Below are 22,450 nucleotides of genomic sequence, written 5' to 3'. Positions count from 1 at the left end.
TGATGGCACCTGATCGGTTGATAACGTGCTCATCCGCTGGACGGTTGATCGACGGGGAGTGCTGTGGCGGAGGACTTCGGCAGGGACATCGGCGCCGCCGAGCGGATGGTCCGGGAGTGGCAGGACCGCGCGGCGGAGAAGGCCGAGAAGTTCACCCGGCTTCAGCAGCAGGTCGAGGGCATCGCGGTGACCGAGACGTCCCGCGACGGCGCGATCCGGGTGACCGTCGCCTCCAGCGGAATGCTGCAGGACCTGCAGCTCACCGACAGCGCGAACAACCGGCCCATGCCCCGGCTCGGCGCGGACATCATGCGGCTCGTCCAGCAGGCGCAGGCCAAGATCCCCGGCCGGATGCAGCAGGCCGTCGAGGACACCGTCGGGATGGCCGACACGGCCGCCCAGCACGTGCTCGACCAGGCCCGCAGGCACTTCCCGGAGCCGCCGCCGGAGGAGGAGCCGCCCGCGCGCGGGGGCGGTCGCAACGAGATCCGGCCCGCCGTCGAGGACGACTACCAGCCGCCGCGTCGTCAGCAGCCGCCCAAGCCTCCGCAGCAGTCGCCCGGTCGTCGCAGGCCGGACGACTTCGACGACGAGGACTTCGGCAACGGCTCCTTCCTGCGCTGATTCGGGGGACAGCACATGCCCGACGAGATGAACGTCGTCATCGAGAGCCTGCGCACCCACGCGTCCAAAGTGGATGGTGTGGTGGATCAGCTGAGCACGGCCGTCGATGCCTCGCAGCAGGTTTCGCTGGACAACAGCGCCTACGGCGTGCTGTGCCAGCCGTTCGCGATGATGATCGACTTCGCTGAGCAGAAGGGCGTGGACGCGGTGCGCGAAGCGGTGAAGTCGATGCAGGAGATCGCCGACGACGTGCGCACCACGGCCGAGGACTACCAGGAGATCGACGACCGCAACAGCGAGCTGATCCGCGGGGTGCAGCCGTGAGCAACCCGCTCGTCGAGAAGCAGCCGGACAGCGGCGACGGCTTCATCACCAAGGGCACCGGTGACCAGGGCTGGGTGGCGGGCATCGGCATCGCCGAGTCCGTCAACGACGTCTCCAGCCTCAACGAGGGGTCCAGCTGGGTCGAGTCCGGGCTCGCCTACGGCGGTCTCGCGCTCGAAGGCATCAGCATGGCCGTCGACCCCATCGGCACCCTGCTGTCCTACGGGCTGTCCTGGCTCATCGAGCACGTCCAGCCGCTCAAGGAGGCCCTCGACTGGTTCGCCGGTGACCCCGACGGCGTCGCCGCCTACGGCAAGACCTGGGAGAACGTCTCCAAGGCCGTCGAGGAGGCCGCGAGCCAGTACAAGGCCGCCGTCAAGGCCGACACCGCCGACTGGACCGGCGCCGCGGGCGACGCCTACCGCAGGACCGCCGCGGAGAAGGGCGAAGCGCTCGACGGCGCGGCGAAGCTGGCGGGCACCATCGGCTCGGTCGTGACGATCATGGGCGAGGTCGTCTCGTTCGTCCGCGAGTTCGTCCGCGACCTGGTCGCCGACTGCATCTCGCGGCTGATCACCTACGCGCTGGAAGCCCTGCTGCCCCCGATCGCCTCGCTGGCCTGGGTGGTGCCGCAGGCGGTCGCGTTCATCTCCAAGACCGTCAGCAAGATCGCCGACGTGGTCAACAAGCTGATCAAGACGATCAGCAACGTCTCCCCGAAGCTCGCCAAGCTCGCCGAGGCCTTCGGCGACATCATGAAAGCCCTGGGCGGGAAGGGGAAAGCCGGAGCCGGGGCGGTCAGCAAGGTCGCGGAGAAGCTCGACGTCGCCGAGCACCTGGCCGCCAAGTCCTGGAAGAAGATCGACGAGACCTTCGGTACCGACGTCGTCGGTCGCCACAACGCCAGGTTCGGCGGTCCCGACACCCCGAATGCCCCGGACTCCGGCGACGATCTCGATTCGGCGTCCGCGGAGGGTGGACGGTCGTCGTCGCAGGATGATTCGTCCACGCGATCGAGCTCGACCTCAGAGGGTGGTTCGCCGTCCCAGGATTCCTCGGACGGGTCGGGATCTGTTTCGGCGCAGGCAGATTCGAGTTCCGGCACCAGTGGTCGGACGGATGGTGACTCCGGTTCCGGGACTCCCGACTCGGGTTCGAGCGGATCGGGTCAGTCGCACTCCGGATCGGATTCCCCGACCGCGCAAGCGGATTCGGGTTCGAGTCACGCTGACGCGGGAACGCAGACGTGGTCGAGTTCCGATGCGGGTCAGCCGACCTCTGCCGATGCGACTCCGCAGTCGCGACCGGATTCCGGTGCGCCGCAGTCGGATTCGGTCAGGTCGACGGACGACTCGGGGTCCCAGGCCGGTTCGGCCTCCACGCACTCGGGCTCGGGAGGCGCGCCCCACGCGGCCGCGGGATCGCCGTCCGCCCAGACCCACGCCGGTTCCGGCGGTTCGACGCCGGACACCCCGCGCGCTCCCGCGCACACCTCGGCCGCCAGCGTCGAGGCGCCGGCCCGGCCGCCGGAGACCGCAGCTCCGCAGTCGGCACCGTCGGCTCCACGCCCGGATCAGCCGAGCGCGGCCCCGTCCGGGACCGCGAGCCCGGCGGCTCCGTCCGGTGGTGCCCCGTCCGGTGGCACGCCGTCGCCGCGCGGTGCGGGACGTCAGGGCTCCGGCGGGTGGACCGGCACGTCCGGGCATCCGGGCGCCGCGCACATCCCGAGCCGTCCGCACGCCGACGCCCCGGCCCGCCCGCGCCCGGACGCTCCGGACCGTCCGCGCCCGGACGCTCCGGACCGTCCGCAGTCCCCGCGCCCGGACGCCCCGAGCCGTTCGCACGTGGACGGCCCGAGCCGTCCCAACATGGCCCGTCCGCAGGCCGACGCCCCGGTGCACACCCCGCGCGGCGGGACTCCCTCCCCAGCGGCGGCCCGCCCCGGCACCCCGATGCAGCGCCAGGTCGCGGCCCCGTCGCGCCCGGAGCACCTGCGCACCGCCGAGGCGCCCCGCACGCCGATCCCGGCCCAGCGCGCCCCTGAAGCGCCGAACAGCCTTGCTGACCAGCCCAAACCCGATCAGCCGAGGGTGTCGACCGCGGAGTCGATGGCGGCCGAGACCCCGCCGAAGGACGGGTGGCAGGCCGCCCACCACAAGGTGACCCACACGCCGCGCCTCGACATCTCCGACGAGCTGCGCGAGAAGCTGGGCCCGCGCCGGCGCGACATCGAGGCCACCTCCGCCGGTCTGTCGTTCACCAGGCCCCCGAAGGAGCACTACTTCGGCCAAGCCGAGTGGGCCAACAAGCGGCCGCGCTGCTCGGTCGACCCGAACCGCTTCACCGTCGAGATGCACGGCGGCCCGAACGGCGTGAAGTTCAAGGACCTGGACCTCGACGCCAAGGAGCTCGCCGAGATCATCAAGGGCACCTCGGGCTACAAGGAAGGCACCCCGATCCGCCTGGTCTCCTGCGAGACGGGCGCCGACGTCCCCGGCGGTAAGAACTTCGCCCAGCAGCTCTCCGAGGAGCTCGGCGTCGAGGTCCTGGCCCCGAACAGCAACGCCTGGGTCGACAACTACGGCAACATCTACGCCAGCGAAACCCGGGCCAAGTTCGACAAGGACGAGTCCGGCACCCCGCACCCCCGCCTGGACTCCCCGGGCGAGTGGACCGCTTTCCGCCCCGACGGCACCAAAGCAGTCCACAACAGCCCCTACCCACCCGGCCACAACCCGGAGTGGACCCGAGGAGGAGTACAGGCAGAACACGCCCAACGGCGGAGCATGTTCGGTGGTGGGCCGAACGACAACTACTCGGTCGACCCGGCCACCGGGCACCACTACGGCAACGCGCCCCCACCGGGACAGTTCGGGCCGCCGCCGAACCAGGCCTACCCGCCGCCGCAGCCGAGCTACCCGCCCCACAACCAGGGCTACGCGCCGCAGCCCGGACCGAACCACCCCTACCCGCCGCAGTCCGGGCCGTATCAGGCGCACCCGCCGCAGCCCGCGCCGAACCAGGGGTATCCGCAGCCCGCGCCGAACCAGGGGTATCCGCAGCACGCGCCGAACCAGGCGTACCCGCCTCAGTCCGGGTACGCCCAGCACGGGCATCAGGCAGCCGGTTATCCCGCGCAGCCGCCCGGTCCACCGCCGCAGCCGTATTCCCCGGCCAGCGGACACCAGCCGTACCCGGGCCCTGGCCCCCAGGTGCAGCCCCAGCCGAACGCGGTACAGGGGAATCAGCCGTGGATGAACGGCGGATACCCGCCGCAGCCCCAGCACGCACCGCAGCACGGTGCTTACCAGGCGCCGACGCCTCAGCAGGGCACGCACAATCCGTACTCGCAGCCGCAGCCGCAGCCGCAGCCGCAGCCGCAGCCGCAGCCGCAGCACGGGTATCCCCCGCAGGGGGCCCAGCTGTCCGGTTCGGCACCACATCAGGCGGCTGCTCCGCCTCACGTCGGGCAGAACGCGCCCTCGCAGGCAGGTCAGCCGCCGACCGCGCAGCACGGGCCGTCCCAACAGGGTTTTCAGCCCCACCCGACGGCGCAGACGCCTCAACCTCAGAACGTCTCGCCGAAGCCGGCTCCGGCTCAGCCGCTGCCGAACCAGGGCGGGTCTCCGCACGCAGGAGGTTCTGCTCCGCAGCCTTCGGTGAAGCCGCAGGCAGCAGCACCCCCGCCTGGTCCGCCGCAGGCCCCTGCGGCAAAACAGGGTCCCCCGTCCCAGCCGCAGCATCAGCCGGTGGCGCAGCCGAAGCCCCAGTCGACGACTCCACAGCCGCCCCACCCGGCCCCTGCACAACCGAAGCTGTCCGACTTCGAACCGGCCGCGCCCAAGCAGGGGGCTGCGCAGCCGCCGCACGCGCCGTCCCCGTCGACCGCGACCCCGCCCCACGGGGCGCATGGTCAGGACGTCGCACCGAAGCTGTCCGACTTCGAGGAACCCTCGGTTCAGCCGACAGCATCCGTTCAACCGCAAGCGCCCTGGGACGGTGCGTCTTCACCGCCCCACAGCGCTCCGCAGCAGTCCGGGAACCCGGCCGCCCATGGCACTGCTGCGTCTGAGAACGGCGTCACGTCACACGGTGCGGGCCAGAGTCCCCTCGGCGAGTCCGTGACGCCTTCGAGTCCTGTCCTCGACGACTTCGCGCCTGCGAGTTCCGCTCACTCCTCCGCACAGCACGTCTCATCGGAGTCCTCTTGGAAGTCGGACTTCGAACCGGCGACTGACCACAAGTCTGCTGATGTGGCGTCCGGGACAGGGCACAAGGTGTCGTCGTCAGAGCCTGCGTTGGACGATTTCAACCCGGGACCTGCCCACCACGAGACCCCGCCCGTTTCAGGCAAGCTCGAGGATGACTTCGCGCCGAAGGCCACGGACAGCTCTTCTTCAGAAGCTTCGCCGTCGACGACGAACGCTGATAAGGGCCTGTCGGACTTCGAGTCGTCTCCCAACGCCCCGCACGATGGTGAGTTTCTCGATGCCGTACCGGATGACCATGGCCCGAAGGGTATGGAGGCGCTCGACGAAGCGACGACCTTTGGTTCCGAGCCACCTGCGCACGTTGAACGGAGCGAGTTTCTTCAGGAGATCGCGGACCCGAACTTCCGCGCTGATCGTGAGACCTTGAACTCGGTCGACAACTATTACAACAGGCACCCGGAGGGCGACGATCTGGAGCACGGTCTCCAGCTCCAGCTCGACCGGTACCTCCCTGAACTGCGCAGTCGTGACCCGGAGCTCGCGGCGCGGATTGATCAGCTGAGTCACGCGGAGCGATTGCAGGTTCACGCGTACACGCGAAACTTCTTCGATGAACTCAACCGAGCCCTTCGCTCCGGAGATCCCGAAGCGCTCGGCAATCAGAGAGAACGGATCGAGGTGCTGTCGGGAGCGTTGAACCAGCTCCCGGACGTCGCCTGCAAGGCGCATCGCGCGGTGACGACGAACAATCCGGACTTTGCGCAGGCCATCGCGGATGGCTACGAGCCGGGTTCGGTGATCACCGAACCTGCTTACACGAGTACGAGCGTTCGCGAAGATCCGGAAACGGGAGAGCCCAAGAGCAAGTTCAGTGGTTTGGTTGAGTTCCACATGGATCTCAAGACAGGCAAGGACATTCGGTTGTTCAACCCGAATGGCGGCGAGGCCGAGATCCTTGTTCCGGCCGGCTCGGCGTTCAAGGTCGTTGAAAAGTGGCGCGATGGCGATACGTGGCACATCAGGCTTGAGCAAGTGCACCCCGATGACTTGCCGAGCGGCCAGCTTCCTCCACCGCCGTCCCTCGATTACTCCTCGCCCAAGCAGGAACCGATGCCTGGCGGTAAGACGGACATCGTGAAGGCGCTTTCGGGAGACTTCGATTGACCAATGTTGGCCCGGATGACTGCGGACGGTAGTGATGGGTAGTACTGGCGGTAAGACGGGAAGCAAGCCGGTCAGGCACACCGTCTTGGGAGACGGAGCTGCTTCCGGGCGTGCACAGCGCTTCCTCGGCTCGATCGTTGGAGCGATGATCGGTGATGCCCTCGGCCGCAAGGTCGGCTCTTTGGGGTGGCCGGATATCCGGGAGCGCTTCGGTGCGTCCGGAGTGACTTCGTTGGGGCCGGACGCCGACAGCAACGACCACATGTCGGACGGTCTCGTGATGCTGGCGTTGTCGCTGGATGGTGCGATCAGGTTCGATCGCGCCTTGGTCCGCGGCCTGGATCCGATGGTCGAGCTGCGCGCTACTTACACGCTCTGGTCGTCGGGTGCAGGTGAAGGAGCGGGGCAGGCCGGTTGGCTGGGCAAGCACCTTCCGCAGCGGCTCGTCGGTTCGTCGGCTGTTGACGCTGTAGCGGCAGGCCTCTCGGGTGAGCCCACGGGGTTGCCTGAATTCCAGTACGTGGCCATTCCTGCAAGTGTCTCGTCCTTGGTCAGCAGGGAAGTGATTGCGCACGCGGGGCGGGTGTGTCGTGTGCTCGGGATGTCCGGAGAGTCAGTTCTGGCGGCGCAGGCTCTTTCGGTGATTCTGCAGCAGACCGTGGTGACCAGGAACTACATCCGTGGGTTCAGTCAGGTTATGGAGGTCGACGCTGACGAGTTCGGTCCTGAGGACGGGGATCTGCTTCGCCTCATGCGGGCCGCCGACTCGTTGTCCCGGCCGGACATTACGCCTGAGCAGATCGAGACACTCGGAGATGGTTTCACGCCGGCATCCGCGTTGGCGATCGCTGCGTGCGCGGTGCAGTCCGCGGGGACGAACTTCGACGAAGCGATGAGGATCGCGGTCAACCATTCCGGCAACAGCGCGGTGACCGGGGCACTCGCCGGGGCGATCGGCGGTGCCAGCTTCGAGGGTCTCGAGGTGATTCCGCCGCACTGGGCCGAAAATTTGTCGACGTCGGCAAAGCTGGTGTTCCGGCTCGCTCAGGATGTTCCTGAACAGCTCAGTGACTCGCCTCGAGATGACGACGAGTGGAATAGGCGGTATCCGGTCATGACTGAGATCTCCTCGGATGCAGCGGCGCCGTCCACTGCATCGCCCATCAGCGCCCAAGAGCGGTTCCTCGGGTCGATGCTGGCCGGGGCGGTGGGGGATGCTCTCGGGTTCGCCGTTGAGTTCAACGACATTGACATGATTCGGCGGCATCACGGGGCTGATGGCGTGACCGGACCGGTGTTGCGGGACGGGGTCGCGCAGGTCTCCGATGACACGCAGATGATGCTGTTCACGCTGGAAGGACTCATCCGGGCGCACGTGGCTCGGCGGATGCAGCCGCGGGACAACGATCCGGTTCCCGAGGTGCAGCACGCGTATCAGCGCTGGTACCACACGCAGGGGCCGGAGTGGCGCACGTCGGGCGGGCCGTACGCGCAGCACCTGCAGCGGCCGGACGGGTGGTTGATCACCCACCGGGAGCTGTTCGCGTCGCGGGCGCCGGGCAGCACGTGCATGACGGCGTTGGCGAACTTCGCGCAGACGGGGGTTTTCGCGACTCCGCAGCACCGGATCAACAACTCCAAGGGCTGCGGCGGGGTGATGCGGGCGGCGCCGGTGGCGGCGTGGTCGAACGACCCGAGCGAGGTCTTCCTCGTGGCGGTGCGGACCGCGGCGCTGACCCACAGCCACCCGAGCGGGTTCCTGTCGGCCGGGGTGCTGGCGGTGATCGTGCATCAGCTGCTGCGCGAGGTTCCGCTGCGCGATGCGGTCCGGATGGCCCGGGATCTGCTGGTGCGCTGGCCTGAGCACGAGGAGCAGCTGCAGGTCCTCGACCGCGCGGTGGCGCTGGCCGAGCGCGGTCGCGTGACACCCGAGGAGCTGAAGGCCGAACTCGGCGAGGGCTGGGTCGGCGAGGAAGCCCTCGCCATCGGCCTCTACGCCGTGCTGGCCACCGACAACCTGCGCGACGCGCTGCTGCTGTCGGTGAACCACTCCGGCGACTCGGACTCCACGGGCATCGTCTGCGGCAACATCGGCGGCGCCCTGTACGGAACCCGCGCCATCCCGGCCGACTGGCTGAAGACGCTGGAACTCCGCCAGATCATCGAAACCATCACCAACGACGCCCTCGCCGAGTTCAGCCCCGGCCCACCCACGGACCCCTCCTGGCCCCAGCGCTACCCGGCCTGGTGACCGTCAGACCGGTTGGAGGAGCTGGGTTTGGGTCAGTACCGAGGGCCGAGCGCTGCGCTCGGCCCGGATTTCGGCGAGCGGCTCACTCTCGATGAGCAAGTCGTCGTGGAAACGCGCGGTCGGCTGGACGCTTCGGAGGACCGCGAGTGGAGCGGCGGCAAGCGCGTCATGCGGTTCTGGGACGTGCAGCGGGTGCGTCGCGCCTTCGGGCGCAGCAGCGACGAGTTCTGCGAGGAGTTGCACTACGACAAGGCCATCGAGGACGAGGCCGCTCGCTTCGGGATCGCGGTGTACTTCGAGATCGCCGCGCTCGAGTCGTTGCAGGCCGACATGCTGGTGAACGGACGGCTGAGCGCATCGGCGCAGATGACGTTGTTCAACCTGGACTCGATGATCCGCACCGAGACCCGGTATCGCCAGACCGGCAAGTTGCAGCCGCGCCACGTCGGCCTCGTGGGCCTGCTGCGGTGGCTGCACACGCAAGGCGTTCCGTGGCGGGAAGCCGTCGGAGCGAGCCTCGCCGAGGAACTTCCCGAACCGGCCGGGATGGTGATGGGGCACCCGATCCTGCACGAACGGCGTGACCCGGATCCGGTGTGCATCGAGGCGTTGTCCGCTTTCGGGGCGCGGGACGTGTCCGGGTGGTTCTCGAAGCCGATCAACTCGGCGCGCACACCGTCGGTCTTGCCCAGAGCCGTCACCTGGGCCGCCTGGTCGGACGTCCCGGAGCGGGTTTTCGAGCAGGCCGTCGCGAACGCCCTGCTCACGCACGGCCACCCCGACGCGTACCTGAGCGCCGGCGCGTATTCGGTGCTGGTCAACACCTTGCTGGCCGGGGGGACGTTGAGCGACGGCATCGAGGTGGCGGTCGACGAGCTCGCGACCTGGCCGGACGAGAACGTCCGACGACTGCTGCGCTCCTGCGAGCTGGACGGCCCGACACCCTCGCGAAGCGAGCTGTCGGCCTTGATCGAGGACGGTTCGGCCCCGAACGTGCTGGCCGTCGCCGCCGTCGTCGCGGCCCGCGATGACGAGTTCGAATCATCGGTGCGGCGAGCGGCTGAGATCGCGCCTGAGGCGGCGCCGCTGGTCGGAGCTTTCCACGGAGCGAGGAACGGCAGCCCGAAGATGCCGAGAGCGGCGCTGAACCTGCTGGAAGCCCGCCAGGTGGCCATTCGGCTGGCGCGGGGAGTCGCGGAAGTGCAGACCGGATGGCCCGACAGGGGTTGGACACCCGAGTGGGCCGAGCTCTACCCGGCGTTGTGAGCGGGGCGGCGAACGTGGATGAGAACGGCGTTGAGCCGGGCGAGTTGACGCCGCTCGAGCGGAGAACGCTTCAGGCGTGGCGGGACTTGAAGTCGCGGCCGATCCTTCTGCCGATGTCGTGGTTCGAGGAGATCGATCACCAGGTCGGCATGGTCTTCGGTGGAGATCGGAACAACCCCATGGCCTGGCCCCGGCGTCAGCACCAGGTTCTCGGTCGCGTGCTGGGCATGCTCGTGGGCGGAGCTCTGGGAAGCACCGTGGGGGCGGTGCAGGAAAGGCTCGGCGAGCACGACGCGCTGATCAGAGCACTTCGACGGCAGCGGTGGGCGGGGCCGAACACCGACGTCGTGATCGGCGTGGTCGAGACCGCGACGCGGGCCTTGGCAGACCACCGAAGTGGTGCAGATCTGGACTCGGCTCTGCACGCGCGCTTCCGGGAGCTGACGCCGGTGAGCCAGCTCGGTTGCTTCGCCGGTTCGGCGTCCGCCGCGCTGGTCAGCATCACCGATGCGGATGCGGACGCCTTCCGTCGCGCTGCCGGGCTGGCCGCATCGCTCGGTGAGTCACCCGAGGCGCAGGCCGGCGCGGGCGTGCTCGCCGTCGCGCTCGTGCGCGGGCTCAACGGACATGTGCTGGACGTGGACCGGCTCGTGGAGATCCTCGTGGAGCACGTGAGCCCCGAGCACTCCGAACTGCGCGGGAAGCTGGAGATCGTGGCTTCGGCGGGAGAGCGGGAAGTGCTCGGCGAACTCGGTCGGGGCGACTCCGAATCCGAGGTGGTCGCCCGGGCGCTCTTCCTCGGGGCTCGCAAGGCCGGTGGCCGCGCCGAGGTCGTCCACGCGTCAGCGGGAGGGAATCCCTCCCGCAACGCGCAGGTGTCCGGCCTGCTCACCGGCGCCCGGCGGGGTGCCGAGGGGTTTCCGCTGGTGTGGCGCCGAAAGCTCGAAACCGAGGCTCGGCTCGAACTCGCCGCGATGCGTTTCGCCTCGGAGCTCGGCCCGGACCAGGTGTACTTGAGCACCCCGAAGATTCCGGGTGAGCCCCGTCCTGTCGAGGAACTGACCGCGACACCGCCGATCGACGCTCACGAGCGGTTTCTCGGGTCGATGCTGGCCGGGGCGGTGGGGGATGGGCTTGGGTTTGCCGTTGAGTTCAAGGACATTCACGTCATTCGGCGGGAGTTCGGGCTTGGTGGGGTCAGCGGGCCTGTGCTGCGGGGTGGGGTTGCTCGGGTTTCCGATGACACGCAGATGATGCTGTTCACGCTGGAAGGGCTCATCCGGGCGCACGTGGCTCGGCGGAGGACGCCGAGCGACAACGATCCGGTTCCCGAGGTGCAGCACGCGTATCAGCGCTGGTACCACACGCAGGGGCGGGACTGGTTGAGCGCGGCGGGGCCGTACGCGCAGCACCTGCGGCGGCCCGACGGGTGGTTGATCACGAACCGGGAGCTGTTCGACACCCGGGCTCCCGGGCGGACCTGCCTGACCGCGCTGTCGAACTTCGCGCAGACCGGGGTTTTTGCGACTCCCCGGCACCGGATCAACGACTCCAAGGGCTGCGGTGGGGTGATGCGGGCGGCGCCGGTGGCGGTGTGGTCGAACGATCCGTCCGAGGTGTTCCACGCGGCCGTCGGGACCGCGGCGCTGACCCACAGCCACCCCAGCGGGTTCCTGTCCGCCGGGGTGCTGGCGGTGATCGTGCACCAGCTGATCCGCGACGTGCCGCTGCGCGAGGCCGTGGCGCTGGCTCGGGAACTGCTGACGCGGTGGCCGGAGCACGAGGAACAGCTGCGGGCGCTGGACAAGGCCGTTGCGCTGGCCGAGCGGGGACCCGTGTCACCTGAGGAGATCGCGCAGGAGCTCGGGGGTGGCTGGGTCGGTGAGGAGGCGCTCGCGATCGGGCTCTACGCCGTGCTGGCCACCGACGACCTGCGCGAGGCACTGCTTCTTTCGGTGAACCACTCGGGGGACTCGGACTCGACCGGGATGGTGTGCGGCAACATTGGCGGGGCGCTTCACGGGGCTCGGGCCGTTCCGGCGGAATGGCTGGAGACCCTCGAACTGCGCGGACTGGTCGAGACCGTGGCCCGGGACGCGCTGGCGGAGTTCAGCCCCGGACCGCCCTCGGACCCGGGGTGGGCGCAGCGCTACCCCGCCTGGTGAGCAACTGAGGAGAAGGCGATGACCGACCCGCAACGACAGCTGAGCTGGGCCGATCGTTTCCGCGGGGCGCTGCTCGGCGGAGCCGTGGGCGACGCCCTCGGCGCCGGAGTCCGGCACACCTCGACCGCCGAGATACAGCAGTGGTTCGGGCCGCGCGGCGTCGTCGACTACCTCCCCGTCTACGGGCGGCGCGGGGCCGTCACCGACCTCACCCAGCTCACCGTGTTCACCCTCGAAGGCCTGCTGCGCGCCAAGGCCGAGGGCTGCACCGGTTTACCCACCGAGTTCGTCCTCGCCAACCACCTGCGCTGGCTGCACACCCAGGGCGTGCCGTGGGAGTACGCGATGGCCGCGTTCGCCGCGACCGAACCCGCGCCCACCAGCTGGCTGCTGGAACGCCGCGAGCTGTACTCCACCCGCAACCCGGCGGGCTTCTCCCTCGGGCTGCTCGGGCGGATGGCCGCGCGCTACCCCATCGGCCCCGACGGCCGGCCGCAGCCACCGGTCGTGGTCGACGGGTCGGCCGACCACTCGGTGCTGGCCGCGCCCGCGATGGTGTGGTCGAACGTGCCCGAAGGCGTGTACGCGGCGGGCGCGGGCATCGCGAACCTCTACACCTCCGGCGCCAACACCGTCGCCGCCTCCGGCCTGCACGCCGACGTGCTCGCCCAGCTCATCCGCGGCATCCCCCTGTGGGACGCGGTCACCCAGTCCGACCAGCGCAGGCTCAACGCCGCCTACCGGGTCGCCGGAGTGCCCGCCGACGTGCGGCGGACCGTGCACGCGGCCATGTTCGTCGGGCAGCGCGGCGGCACCCCCGGACCGCTGGACATCGACATCGAGTTCGACGTCACCGACAAGCCCGGGGAGCTCGGCATCGCGCTCGCCGCCGTCGGCAGCACCCGCACCTTCGCCGACGCCGTGCAGGTCGCCGTCAACAACTCCGCCGACAGCGCCGTCACCGGTGCGCTCGCCGGGCAGCTCGCCGGCGCCGTCCACGGGCCCGGCGCGATCCCCCCGCAGTGGCTGGACGAGCTCGAACTCCGCGAGGTCATCGAGACCCTGTGCGGCGACGCCGCCGAGGCCTTCGCGCCGCCGCCCCCGCCGCAGTGGGCGCAGCGCTACACGCGCGGGCCCCAGCCGACCGGGCCGCGGCAGCTCTCCGCCGGCTCGGGCAAGACCGTCGAGGGCTCGGCCGAGCAGACGATGGTCATGCCCGCGATCAAGGACGCCGCGACGCCTCCCGCGCCGGAACCGCCCCAGGCGGCGCAGGCCCAGGAAGTGCAGTCCCAGCCCGCTCAGCCGACCCCGCCCCAGCCGACGCCGCCGCAGCCCGTCGTGCCGGAACCCGTCGTGCCGGAACCGCCTGCGCAGGAGGAGGTTCCGCGGTTCGACGGCCGGATCGGTGCGCCGACTTTCCCGGCACCCGCCGAGGAACGCCCCGCCGACCAGAGCCGCGTGGATGAGAGCCGGGTCGAGCAGCGGCCCGTCCAGGAGGCCGAGACCACGGCGGTCTTCGCCGCGATCGGTTCCGAGCCGGAGGCCGAGCGCGCGCCGCTCGACCTCGAACCGCGCTACCGCACGCCCATCGACCTCGACCCCGGTGAGGTCGAGGAACCCGAGCCGGAGATCGAGGAACCCGCGCCGATCCCCGAGACGCCGCGCGTCGACCTCGAACCCGAACCGGAGCCCGAACCCGAACCGGAACCCGCTGCCGAACCCGTGGTCGCATCGACGCCCGCGATCGAGCTCGAACCGGACCCGCCCGAGACCGACGCCGTCGAACCGGCGAGCGACCCGCAGTCCGAAGCGGGCACGGTGACCGACCTCGAACCGATCGACCTCGCCGAGCCGGAGGCCGCATCGGAGACCGAGCAGGACCCGGAGCCGGAGACCGAGCCGGAGATCGAATCGGAGACCGCCGAGCCGGACGACGCGGAACCGGCCGACGTCGAACCGGAGGTCGAGCCCGAGCGGGACGTGGAGACCACGCAGGTCGTCGAGGCCGTGCGCGAGGTCGAACCGGAGTCGGCGGCCGAGACCACCGACGTCGTCGAAGCCGTCCGCGACCCCGAACCCGCGGTCGAGACCGGGACGGACGACGAGCCCGACCCCACCGGGTCGACCGTGGTCGACGTGAGCGGTATCGGCTCGCCCTTCGACCTGCTCTCCGTCCCCGAGCGGGGCGAGAACGAGCCGGAGCCCGACGCCCGCTTCACCCGGGACTCCGACCCGGAGTTCCGCTTCGCCGAGTCCGACCCCGAACCCGCGCCGATCGACCTCACCCCGGACCCCGACGTGCTGCCCGGCGTCACGAACCCGCCGGAGATCGCCGCGGAAGCGGCTCAGGACGACGCCGAGGCCGAAGAACCGCAGGTCACCGAGGCCCTTCCGGCTTCAGGCGGTCGTCGCGTGCACGCCAAGAGCGACGGCCCCAGCGACGCCGAGCCGTCGCTGACCGAACGCGTCCTGGGCTGCTTCCTCGGCGGTGCCCTCGGTGACGCGCTGGGCTCGGACCTGGAGTTCACCAAGGCCGCGCAGATCACCGAGCGCTTCGGCCCCTCCGGGCCGGACGGCCTGCGCGAGGCCTACGGCGTGCACGGGGCGATCACCGACGACACCCAGATGACGCTGTTCACCGCCGAGGGCCTGATCCGGGCCAGCGTCGCCGCGCGCACCCTCGGCGCCGACGACCCGCTGCCCGAGGTGCAGCTCGCCTACCAGCGCTGGCTGCACACCCAGGGCGTCGAGTGGGACGCGGCGGCGGGCCCGTTCCTGGCCGACTACCCGGCGCCGGACGGCTGGCTGATCGAGGTGCCGGGGCTGTTCAAGACCCGCGCCCCGGGCAAGACGATCTTCCGGGCGCTGACCGGCTTCGGCGACGGCAAGCCCGCCGGGTCGCTGACCGAGAAGGTCAACGACTCCAAGGGCTGCGGTGGTGCGATGCGCGCCGCCCCGGTCGCGCTGACCTCCACCGACCCCGCCGAGGTGTTCGAGCTGGCCGCGCGCACCGCCGCGATCACCCACAGCCACCCGGCCGGTTACCACTCGGCGGGCGCGCTGGCGGTGATCGTGCAGCAGGCGCTGCTGGGCCGCAGCCTCGACGACGGCGTGTGGCTGGCGCTGCAGGTGCTGGAGACCTGGGAGGACCACGACGAGACCACCGCCGCGATCAAGGCCGCCGTGGACCTGGCCGCCGAGGGCGTGCCGACGCCGGAGCGGATCGCCGAGGTCCTCGGCGGCGGCTGGGTCGGCGAGCAGGCCGTGGCGATCGCGGTGTGCGCGGCGCTGGCGGCCGGGGACGACGTGGCGCGGGCGCTGCAGATCGCCGTGCACCACGACGGCGACAGCGACTCCACCGGCGCGATCTGCGGCAACATCGTGGGCGCGCTGCAGGGCGTGGGCGCGCTGCCGCTGGACTGGCTGGCCGAGCTGGAGCTGCGCGACGTCATCGAGCAGACCGCGCTGGACTGCGTGGCCGAGTTCGGCCGCGGCGGCTTCCAGCCGGGCCGCGCCGCCATCGACCCGCCGTCCGATCAGGACTGGAACGAGCGCTACCCGGTCCGGCCGCAGTGGTCGGCCGAACCCGCCACCGTCGGAGCCGAGACCGGCGGCATGCCGTCGCCGAAACCGGCGCCGCGCCGCCGCCTCGACGGGGTGGCTCCTACCGATACCGCTGAGGGGGACAGTTGATCAACGTCAGGCAGGGTGACCCGCTTCCGGTGCACCCGCCGTTCCCGGCGCCCGCCGCGTTCGGGGCCTTCCCGGACCGCTCCGCGGAGCTCGCCGCGCTGCTGGAGCAGCTGCGGGCCGCGGCGGGCTCCGCCGAGGTGCGCTGCACCGCGCTCGGGACCCGCTACGAGACCGACGCCGACGACGAGGTCTTCGAGCTGCTGCGCCGGATCCGCGACGTCGGCTACACCCCGGACACCGGGGCGTGGACGAGCGCGGTGTTCTCCGGGGGCGAGCTGCGCACGGCGCACGGCGAGCCGCAGTGGCGGACGCCGCCGGAGGACGGCCGCGCCCACCTCGACGAGCTGCGCTTCTACCCGCGCCGCAACCCCGAGCAGTGGCTGCTCGCCCCGGCCTGGGACCACTTCGTCGACGCGGTGACCTACCCGGACGGGGCGACCGGCCCGCTGCGGATGCTGCCGGTGTTCGACGGCCGCGACGCCCAGGGCCGGCCGCAGGTGTTCCGCCCCGCGGTGCCGTGGATCGAGAAGCGGGAGGTCTTCAGCTACCTCAACGGCGGCGAGATCGTGCTCTCGGCGATGTCGACCGACGCCGACGAGCTGGACCCGCAGCGCCGCCCCGAGGTGCCCAAGCAGTTCCACACCGACGGCGTGTTCGTGTGGCCGCAGGCGATGGCCTACTACCTCGAAGAGCACGACGTCGCCCCGCCGCCGGAGTTCCTCGACCACATCCGCCGCGCCCGCTACCAGGCGCCGACGACGGTGGCCGACATCGCCTCGGCGCAGGCGAAGGCGCTGATCCTGGCCACCGACCCGGCCTCGCTGCTGCCCCGGCAGCCGGAGGAGGCCTTCGCGCTGGTCGGCTCGCACCTGGCGGCGCAGGGGGTCAGCAGCCGGTTCTACAGCTTCGAGGAGCCGGTCGGCGGCGGCTGGAGCATGCGGCGGGAGCCGGACGGCTGGTGGGCGGTGGAGGCCCACGACGACCGGCCCAACCCCAAGCACCGATTCCCGGACCCGTGGGCGGCCGGCTGCTTCCTGATCGGTGCGATGACCGTCGAGCGCGAGCGCTACCTGCGCGAGCCGGACGAGCCGCTGCTGGACTTCGAGTGCCCGTGGCCGGAGATGGCTGGCGAACCGCCGCTGTCGGCCTACGACGGCAAGTTCGTGGTGCGGCTGCGGCCCGGTGACGAGGTGGACCGCTTCGGCGAGCCGACCGGCAACACCGCCTACGTCGCGGGCACCACGATCCCGCAGCGCTGCATCGCGCCCGGCGAGCAGCCGGGGCCGTACCACCGGTACCGGGTGGTGCGGGAGTTCGAGACGATCACCGGCGTGGTGCGGCCCGCGCACGGCCAGGTCGGCGGCGGCACCGCCTACGTGCTGCCGAACTCGACCAAGGTCCTCGTCGAGGAGGGCTGGCTGGCCGAGGCCTGACCGAGGCGTGCCGGAGCGGGGTGTCCACGCGGGACATCCCGCTCTCGGCGGTCGGGCGGCTCTTGTCACGCGGGGTAGACTGCGCGCAGGAGTTGACGTGAACTCGCACCTCTTCTGCGGCGCTTCGGCCGCGCCGGGTGATCGAGCAGGTCAAGGGGACCCCCGTTTTGACCCTCTGAGAACGGGGCGGGTATCTTTGTTTATCGGACCCGACGCCAATCGGGTCGATCCGCATGCCCGTGCATGACGTGGCCGCCCGAGCGGAGGGCCGCGGCAGCGCCGAGGATGTGTGGAACTCTTCCGAAAACCCTCTGGGGTCTACCTCGGTTTCGGCCGAAACGGGCGCTGCAGGGGCCGAGGAGTGGGCGACACGCCCGACCTCGTGGTGCGGGGGAGTCCCGAAACACAGTGCCTGACAGGTGCTCGACGCCCAGGGCACGCCGAAGCTCGAACGAGCGGCTGCTTGGTCGAGTACCTAAAAGACGCGAACGCTGACAGAAAGCCGGTCCATGCCCACCATCCAGCAGCTGGTCCGTAAGGGCCGCCAGGACAAGGTCGCCAAGACCAAGACCGCGGCGCTCAAGGGGAGCCCGCAGCGGCGTGGTGTGTGCACCCGCGTGTACACGACCACCCCGAAGAAGCCCAACTCGGCGCTGCGCAAGGTCGCTCGTGTGAAGCTGACCAGCGGCATCGAGGTGACCGCCTACATCCCGGGCGAGGGCCACAACCTGCAGGAGCACTCGATCGTGCTCGTTCGTGGCGGCCGTGTGAAGGACCTGCCCGGCGTGCGCTACAAGATCATCCGCGGTTCCGCTGACACCCAGGGTGTGAAGAACCGCAAGCAGGCTCGCAGCCGCTACGGCGCGAAGAAGGAGAAGAGCTGATGCCCCGCAAGGGTCCGGCCCCGAAGCGGCCGCTGCACGCTGATCCCGTGTACGGCTCGCCGCTGGTCACGCAGCTGGTGAACAAGGTCCTCGTGGACGGCAAGCGTTCGCTGGCCGAGAAGATCGTCTACGCGGCCCTGGAAGGCTGCCGGGAGAAGACCGGCACCGACCCGGTCGTCACGCTCAAGCGTGCCCTGGACAACGTCAAGCCGACCCTGGAGGTCCGCAGCCGCCGCGTCGGTGGCGCGACCTACCAGGTGCCGATCGAGGTGCGGGCCGGCCGGTCCACCACCCTCGCGCTGCGCTGGCTGACCACCTACTCGCGGCAGCGTCGTGAGAAGACCATGGTCGAGCGCCTGATGAACGAGCTGCTGGACGCGAGCAACGGCCTCGGCGCGAGCGTCAAGAAGCGTGAAGACACGCACAAGATGGCGGAGTCCAACAAGGCCTTCGCGCACTACCGCTGGTGACATCTGGTGGGTCTTGCCCGCCAGCCGAACCGATTCGACAGCTTTGCACCTGTCACCGCGACTTTGCACCTGCTGTTAGGGAACGGGGAAGAATCTCGTGGCACGCGACGTGCTGACTGACCTGACCAAGGTCCGCAACATCGGCATCATGGCCCACATCGATGCGGGCAAGACCACCACGACCGAGCGGGTCCTGTACTACACCGGGATCACGTACAAGATCGGCGAGGTGCACGACGGCGCCGCGACGATGGACTGGATGGAGGAGGAGCAGAAGCGGGGTATCACCATTACCTCGGCTGCTACCACCACCTTCTGGGGCGACACCCAGATCAACATCATCGACACCCCCGGCCACGTCGACTTCACGGTCGAGGTGGAGCGCTCGCTGCGCGTCCTCGACGGCGCGGTCGCGGTGTTCGACGGCAAGGAAGGTGTCGAGCCCCAGTCCGAGCAGGTCTGGCGCCAGGCGGACAAGTACGACGTCCCGCGCATCTGCTTCGTCAACAAGATGGACAAGCTGGGCGCGGACTTCTACTACACCGTGAGCACCATCGAGGACCGGCTGCACGCCAAGCCGCTGGTGCTGCAGCTGCCGATCGGTGCGGAGTCCGAGTTCGAGGGCGTGGTCGACCTCGTCCGGATGAAGGCTCTGACCTGGCGCGGTGACGTCCAGAAGGGCACCGACTACGCGGTCGAGGAGATCCCGGCGGATCTGGCCGACCGCGCCGCCGAGTACCGGGAGAAGCTGGTCGAGGCCGTCGCCGAGACCGACGAGGCCCTCATGGAGGCCTACTTCGGCGGCGAGGAGCTCACCGAGCAGCAGATCAAGGACGGCATCCGCAAGCTGACCCTGGACCGCGAGGCGTTCCCGGTGCTGTGCGGTACCGCGTTCAAGAACAAGGGCGTGCAGCCCATGCTCGACGCGGTCGTCGACTACCTGCCCTCGCCGCTGGACGTCCCGCCGGTGCAGGGAACCCTGCCCGACGGCGAGACCCCGGCCGAGCGCAAGGCCAGCACCGAGGAGCCGTTCGCGGCCCTGGTGTCGAAGGTCGCGGTGCACCCGTTCTTCGGCAAGCTGACCTACATCCGGGTCTACTCCGGCAAGGCCGCCTCCGGCGCCCAGGTCATCAACTCGACCAAGGGCCGCAAGGAGCGCATCGGGAAGATGTTCCAGATGCACTCCAACAAGGAGAACCCGGTCGAGGAGATCCAGGCCGGCCACATCTACGCGGTGATCGGTCTCAAGGAGACCACCACCGGTGACACGCTCTGCGACTCGCAGAACCAGATCGTCCTCGAGTCGATGACGTTCCCGGCGCCGGTCATCGAGGTGGCCATCGAGCCCAAGACGAAGGCCGACCAGGAGAAGCTCTCCACGGCGATCCAGAAGCTCGCCGAGGAAGACCCCACGTTCCAGGTCAAGCTGGACGAGGAAACCGGTCAGACCATCATCAAGGGCATGGGTGAGCTGCACCTCGAGGTGCTGGTGAACCGCATGAAGACCGACTTCAAGGTCGAGGCGAACATCGGTAAGCCGCAGGTGGCCTACCGCGAGACGATTCGCAAGTCGATCGAGAAGTACGAGTACACGCACAAGAAGCAGACCGGTGGTTCCGGTCAGTTCGCGCGTGTGATCATCCAGCTCGACCCGATCGAGCAGACGTCCGAGAGCGCGACCTACGAGTTCGTCAACAAGGTCACCGGTGGTCGCATCCCGCGGGAGTACATCCCGTCGGTCGACCAGGGTGCTCAGGACGCCATGCAGTACGGCGTGCTGGCCGGCTACCCGCTGGTCGGCGTGAAGGTGACCTTGCTCGACGGCCAGTACCACGAGGTCGACTCCTCGGAGATGGCGTTCAAGGTCGCGGGCTCGATGGCGATGAAGGAGGCCGCCGCGAAGGCGTCCCCGGCACTGCTCGAGCCCATGATGGCGGTCGAGGTGACCACGCCCGAGGATTACATGGGCGAGGTCATCGGTGACCTGAACTCCCGCCGTGGCCAGGTCCAGGCCATGGAGGAGCGCAGCGGTACCCGCGTCGTCAAGGCTCTCGTGCCGCTGTCCGAGATGTTCGGGTACGTCGGCGACCTGCGGTCCAAGACCCAGGGTCGTGCCAACTACTCGATGGTGTTCGACTCCTACGCCGAGGTTCCGGCCGGTGTGGCTAAGGAGATCATCGCCAAGGCAACGGGCGAGTGACCCGCTGGCCGGCTCCGGGTGACCGGGGCCGGCCCAGAGGCGACGCCTCGCGAAGGCGACCGGGGAGCAATCCCCTCCAGACGGCGGCGAGCGGGCCGCGACCGGTGCGCCGGGGACGATCCGCTCGTCACCTACCCGACAGGACTCCGCCTGGCACAACAAGTCGTACGGCGGAAAGTTAACAAGTCCAGGAGGACAATCCAGTGGCGAAGGCGAAGTTCGAGAGGGACAAGCCGCACGTCAACATCGGGACCATCGGTCACGTTGACCACGGCAAGACCACGCTCACCGCAGCCATCACCAAGGTTCTGCACGACAAGTACCCGGAGCTGAACCCCTTCACGCCGTTCGACGAGATCGACAAGGCGCCGGAGGAAAAAGAGCGCGGCATCACCATTCAGATCGCGCACGTCGAGTACCAGACGGAGAAGCGTCACTACGCTCACGTCGACGCTCCGGGTCACGCTGACTACGTGAAGAACATGATCACCGGTGCCGCCCAGATGGACGGTGCGATCCTGGTGGTCGCCGCGACCGACGGCCCGATGCCGCAGACCCGCGAGCACGTGCTGCTGGCTCGCCAGGTCGGCGTCCCGTACATCCTGGTCGCGCTGAACAAGTCCGACATGGTCGACGACGAGGAGATCCTCGAGCTCGTCGAGATGGAGGTCCGCGAGCTGCTGTCGTCCCAGGAGTTCCCGGGCGACGACGTTCCGGTCGTCCGCGTCTCCGCGCTGAAGGCGCTGGAGGGCGACGCCGAGTGGGCCGACAAGATCGTCGAGCTCATGACCGCCGTCGACGACAACGTCCCGGACCCGGTGCGCGCCACCGACCAGCCGTTCCTGATGCCGGTCGAGGACGTCTTCTCGATCACCGGCCGCGGCACCGTGATCACCGGCCGCATCGAGCGCGGTGTCATCAAGGTGAACGAGGAGGTGGAGCTCGTCGGCATCAAGGAGAAGCCGCTCAAGACCACCGTCACCGGTGTCGAGATGTTCCGCAAGCTCCTCGACGAGGGCCAGGCGGGCGACAACGTCGGTCTGCTGATTCGCGGTATCAAGCGCGAAGAGGTCGAGCGCGGCATGGTCGTCGTGAAGCCGGGCACCACCACCCCGCACACCGAGTTCGAGGCGCAGGTCTACATCCTGTCCAAGGACGAGGGTGGCCGTCACACGCCGTTCTTCAACAACTACCGTCCGCAGTTCTACTTCCGGACCACGGACGTGACCGGTGTTGTGACCCTGCCCGAGGGCACCGAGATGGTCATGCCGGGCGACAACACCGAGATGTCGGTCCAGCTGATCCAGCCCATCGCGATGGACGAGGGTCTGCGGTTCGCGATCCGCGAGGGTGGCCGCACCGTCGGCGCCGGTCGCGTCACCAAGATCACCAAGTGATGTGACGAGGGCCCGCTTCCCGTCCGGGAGGCGGGCCCTCTCTCGTTTTGCGGTGACTTCGGTCCCGTAAGGCGACCCCCGATTTCGGGTGGTGCAGAGGATGTGCCATCCTATATGGGTTGCTCGTTCAGGGCGGCCGGAATTTCCGCGTTGAAGCTCCGGCCGCCCTGGTGCGAGGGCCTCGCGCCCTTGTTCGGTGTTCGGCTCCGTTCTCCTTCGGATTCCGATTCCCCGGCCGTTCGGTCGGCCGAGCAGGGCACAAGAAAGGTGTACGGGCCTCCGGGCCCACCCCATCGGCGACGTTCGAGGGGACCGGTCTGCGGCAGCTGGGCGACACGCCCGACCGCGTGTACCGGGCACCTACACAC

General features: G+C 69.6%; 12 protein-coding genes. All 12 read left to right on the top strand.

Features of this window, described 5'->3' with window-relative positions:
• The first annotated feature begins 63 nt into the window (after positions 1-63).
• The gene (locus BM424_RS05790; RefSeq protein WP_175547935.1) at positions 64-624 is read left to right on the top strand and encodes a YbaB/EbfC family nucleoid-associated protein; all 561 of its coding nucleotides are present in this window, start codon (positions 64-66) and stop codon (positions 622-624) included.
• A 15-nt stretch (positions 625-639) separates the two neighbouring features.
• Positions 640-948 (top strand): ESX-1 secretion-associated protein, encoded by a 309-nt coding sequence (locus tag BM424_RS05785; protein WP_093414208.1) that lies wholly within the window; start codon positions 640-642, stop codon positions 946-948.
• Complete coding sequence (locus tag BM424_RS05780) at positions 945-6,323, top strand: ADP-ribosyltransferase (protein ID WP_093414206.1); 5,379 nt, start codon at positions 945-947, stop codon at positions 6,321-6,323. Before BM424_RS05785 ends, BM424_RS05780 begins: the two co-directional genes overlap by 4 nt.
• A gap of 34 nt (positions 6,324-6,357) precedes the next feature.
• Positions 6,358-8,574: an ADP-ribosylglycohydrolase family protein gene (locus BM424_RS29365; protein WP_281248674.1), complete on the top strand. Its 2,217-nt coding sequence runs from the start codon at positions 6,358-6,360 to the stop codon at positions 8,572-8,574.
• 27 nt (positions 8,575-8,601) lie between these two features.
• Positions 8,602-9,840, top strand: coding sequence for an ADP-ribosylglycohydrolase family protein (locus BM424_RS05770; protein ID WP_139274009.1), 1,239 nt, complete (start codon positions 8,602-8,604; stop codon positions 9,838-9,840).
• Between the two features lie 113 nt (positions 9,841-9,953).
• A complete protein-coding gene (locus BM424_RS29055; protein ID WP_245775616.1) occupies positions 9,954-12,005 on the top strand; it encodes an ADP-ribosylglycohydrolase family protein in 2,052 nt (683 codons plus the stop codon).
• Between the two features lie 18 nt (positions 12,006-12,023).
• On the top strand, positions 12,024-15,698 hold the full coding sequence (locus tag BM424_RS05755) for an ADP-ribosylglycohydrolase family protein (protein ID WP_245775615.1): 3,675 nt from the start codon (positions 12,024-12,026) through the stop codon (positions 15,696-15,698).
• Positions 15,695-17,131: a TNT domain-containing protein gene (locus tag BM424_RS05750; protein WP_093414203.1), complete on the top strand. Its 1,437-nt coding sequence runs from the start codon at positions 15,695-15,697 to the stop codon at positions 17,129-17,131. Before BM424_RS05755 ends, BM424_RS05750 begins: the two co-directional genes overlap by 4 nt.
• A gap of 509 nt (positions 17,132-17,640) precedes the next feature.
• The gene (gene rpsL / locus BM424_RS05745) at positions 17,641-18,015 is read left to right on the top strand and encodes a 30S ribosomal protein S12 (RefSeq protein WP_009948619.1); all 375 of its coding nucleotides are present in this window, start codon (positions 17,641-17,643) and stop codon (positions 18,013-18,015) included.
• Entirely contained in the window at positions 18,015-18,485 is a 471-nt protein-coding gene (gene rpsG / locus BM424_RS05740) for a 30S ribosomal protein S7 (RefSeq protein WP_093414201.1), read from the top strand. Before rpsL ends, rpsG begins: the two co-directional genes overlap by 1 nt.
• A gap of 97 nt (positions 18,486-18,582) precedes the next feature.
• Positions 18,583-20,685 (top strand): elongation factor G, encoded by a 2,103-nt coding sequence (gene fusA / locus BM424_RS05735; protein WP_093414200.1) that lies wholly within the window; start codon positions 18,583-18,585, stop codon positions 20,683-20,685.
• A 203-nt stretch (positions 20,686-20,888) separates the two neighbouring features.
• The gene (gene tuf / locus BM424_RS05730; RefSeq protein ID WP_093414198.1) at positions 20,889-22,082 is read left to right on the top strand and encodes an elongation factor Tu; all 1,194 of its coding nucleotides are present in this window, start codon (positions 20,889-20,891) and stop codon (positions 22,080-22,082) included.
• Positions 22,083-22,450: the final 368 nt, after the last annotated feature.

The sequence above is a fragment of the Saccharopolyspora flava genome (assembly GCF_900116135.1).
In the GTDB taxonomy this organism is placed as follows: Bacteria; Actinomycetota; Actinomycetes; order Mycobacteriales; family Pseudonocardiaceae; genus Saccharopolyspora; species Saccharopolyspora flava.
The sequence above is the reverse complement of the archived record's forward strand: the minus strand, read 5'-3'. Positions and strand labels throughout refer to the sequence as shown.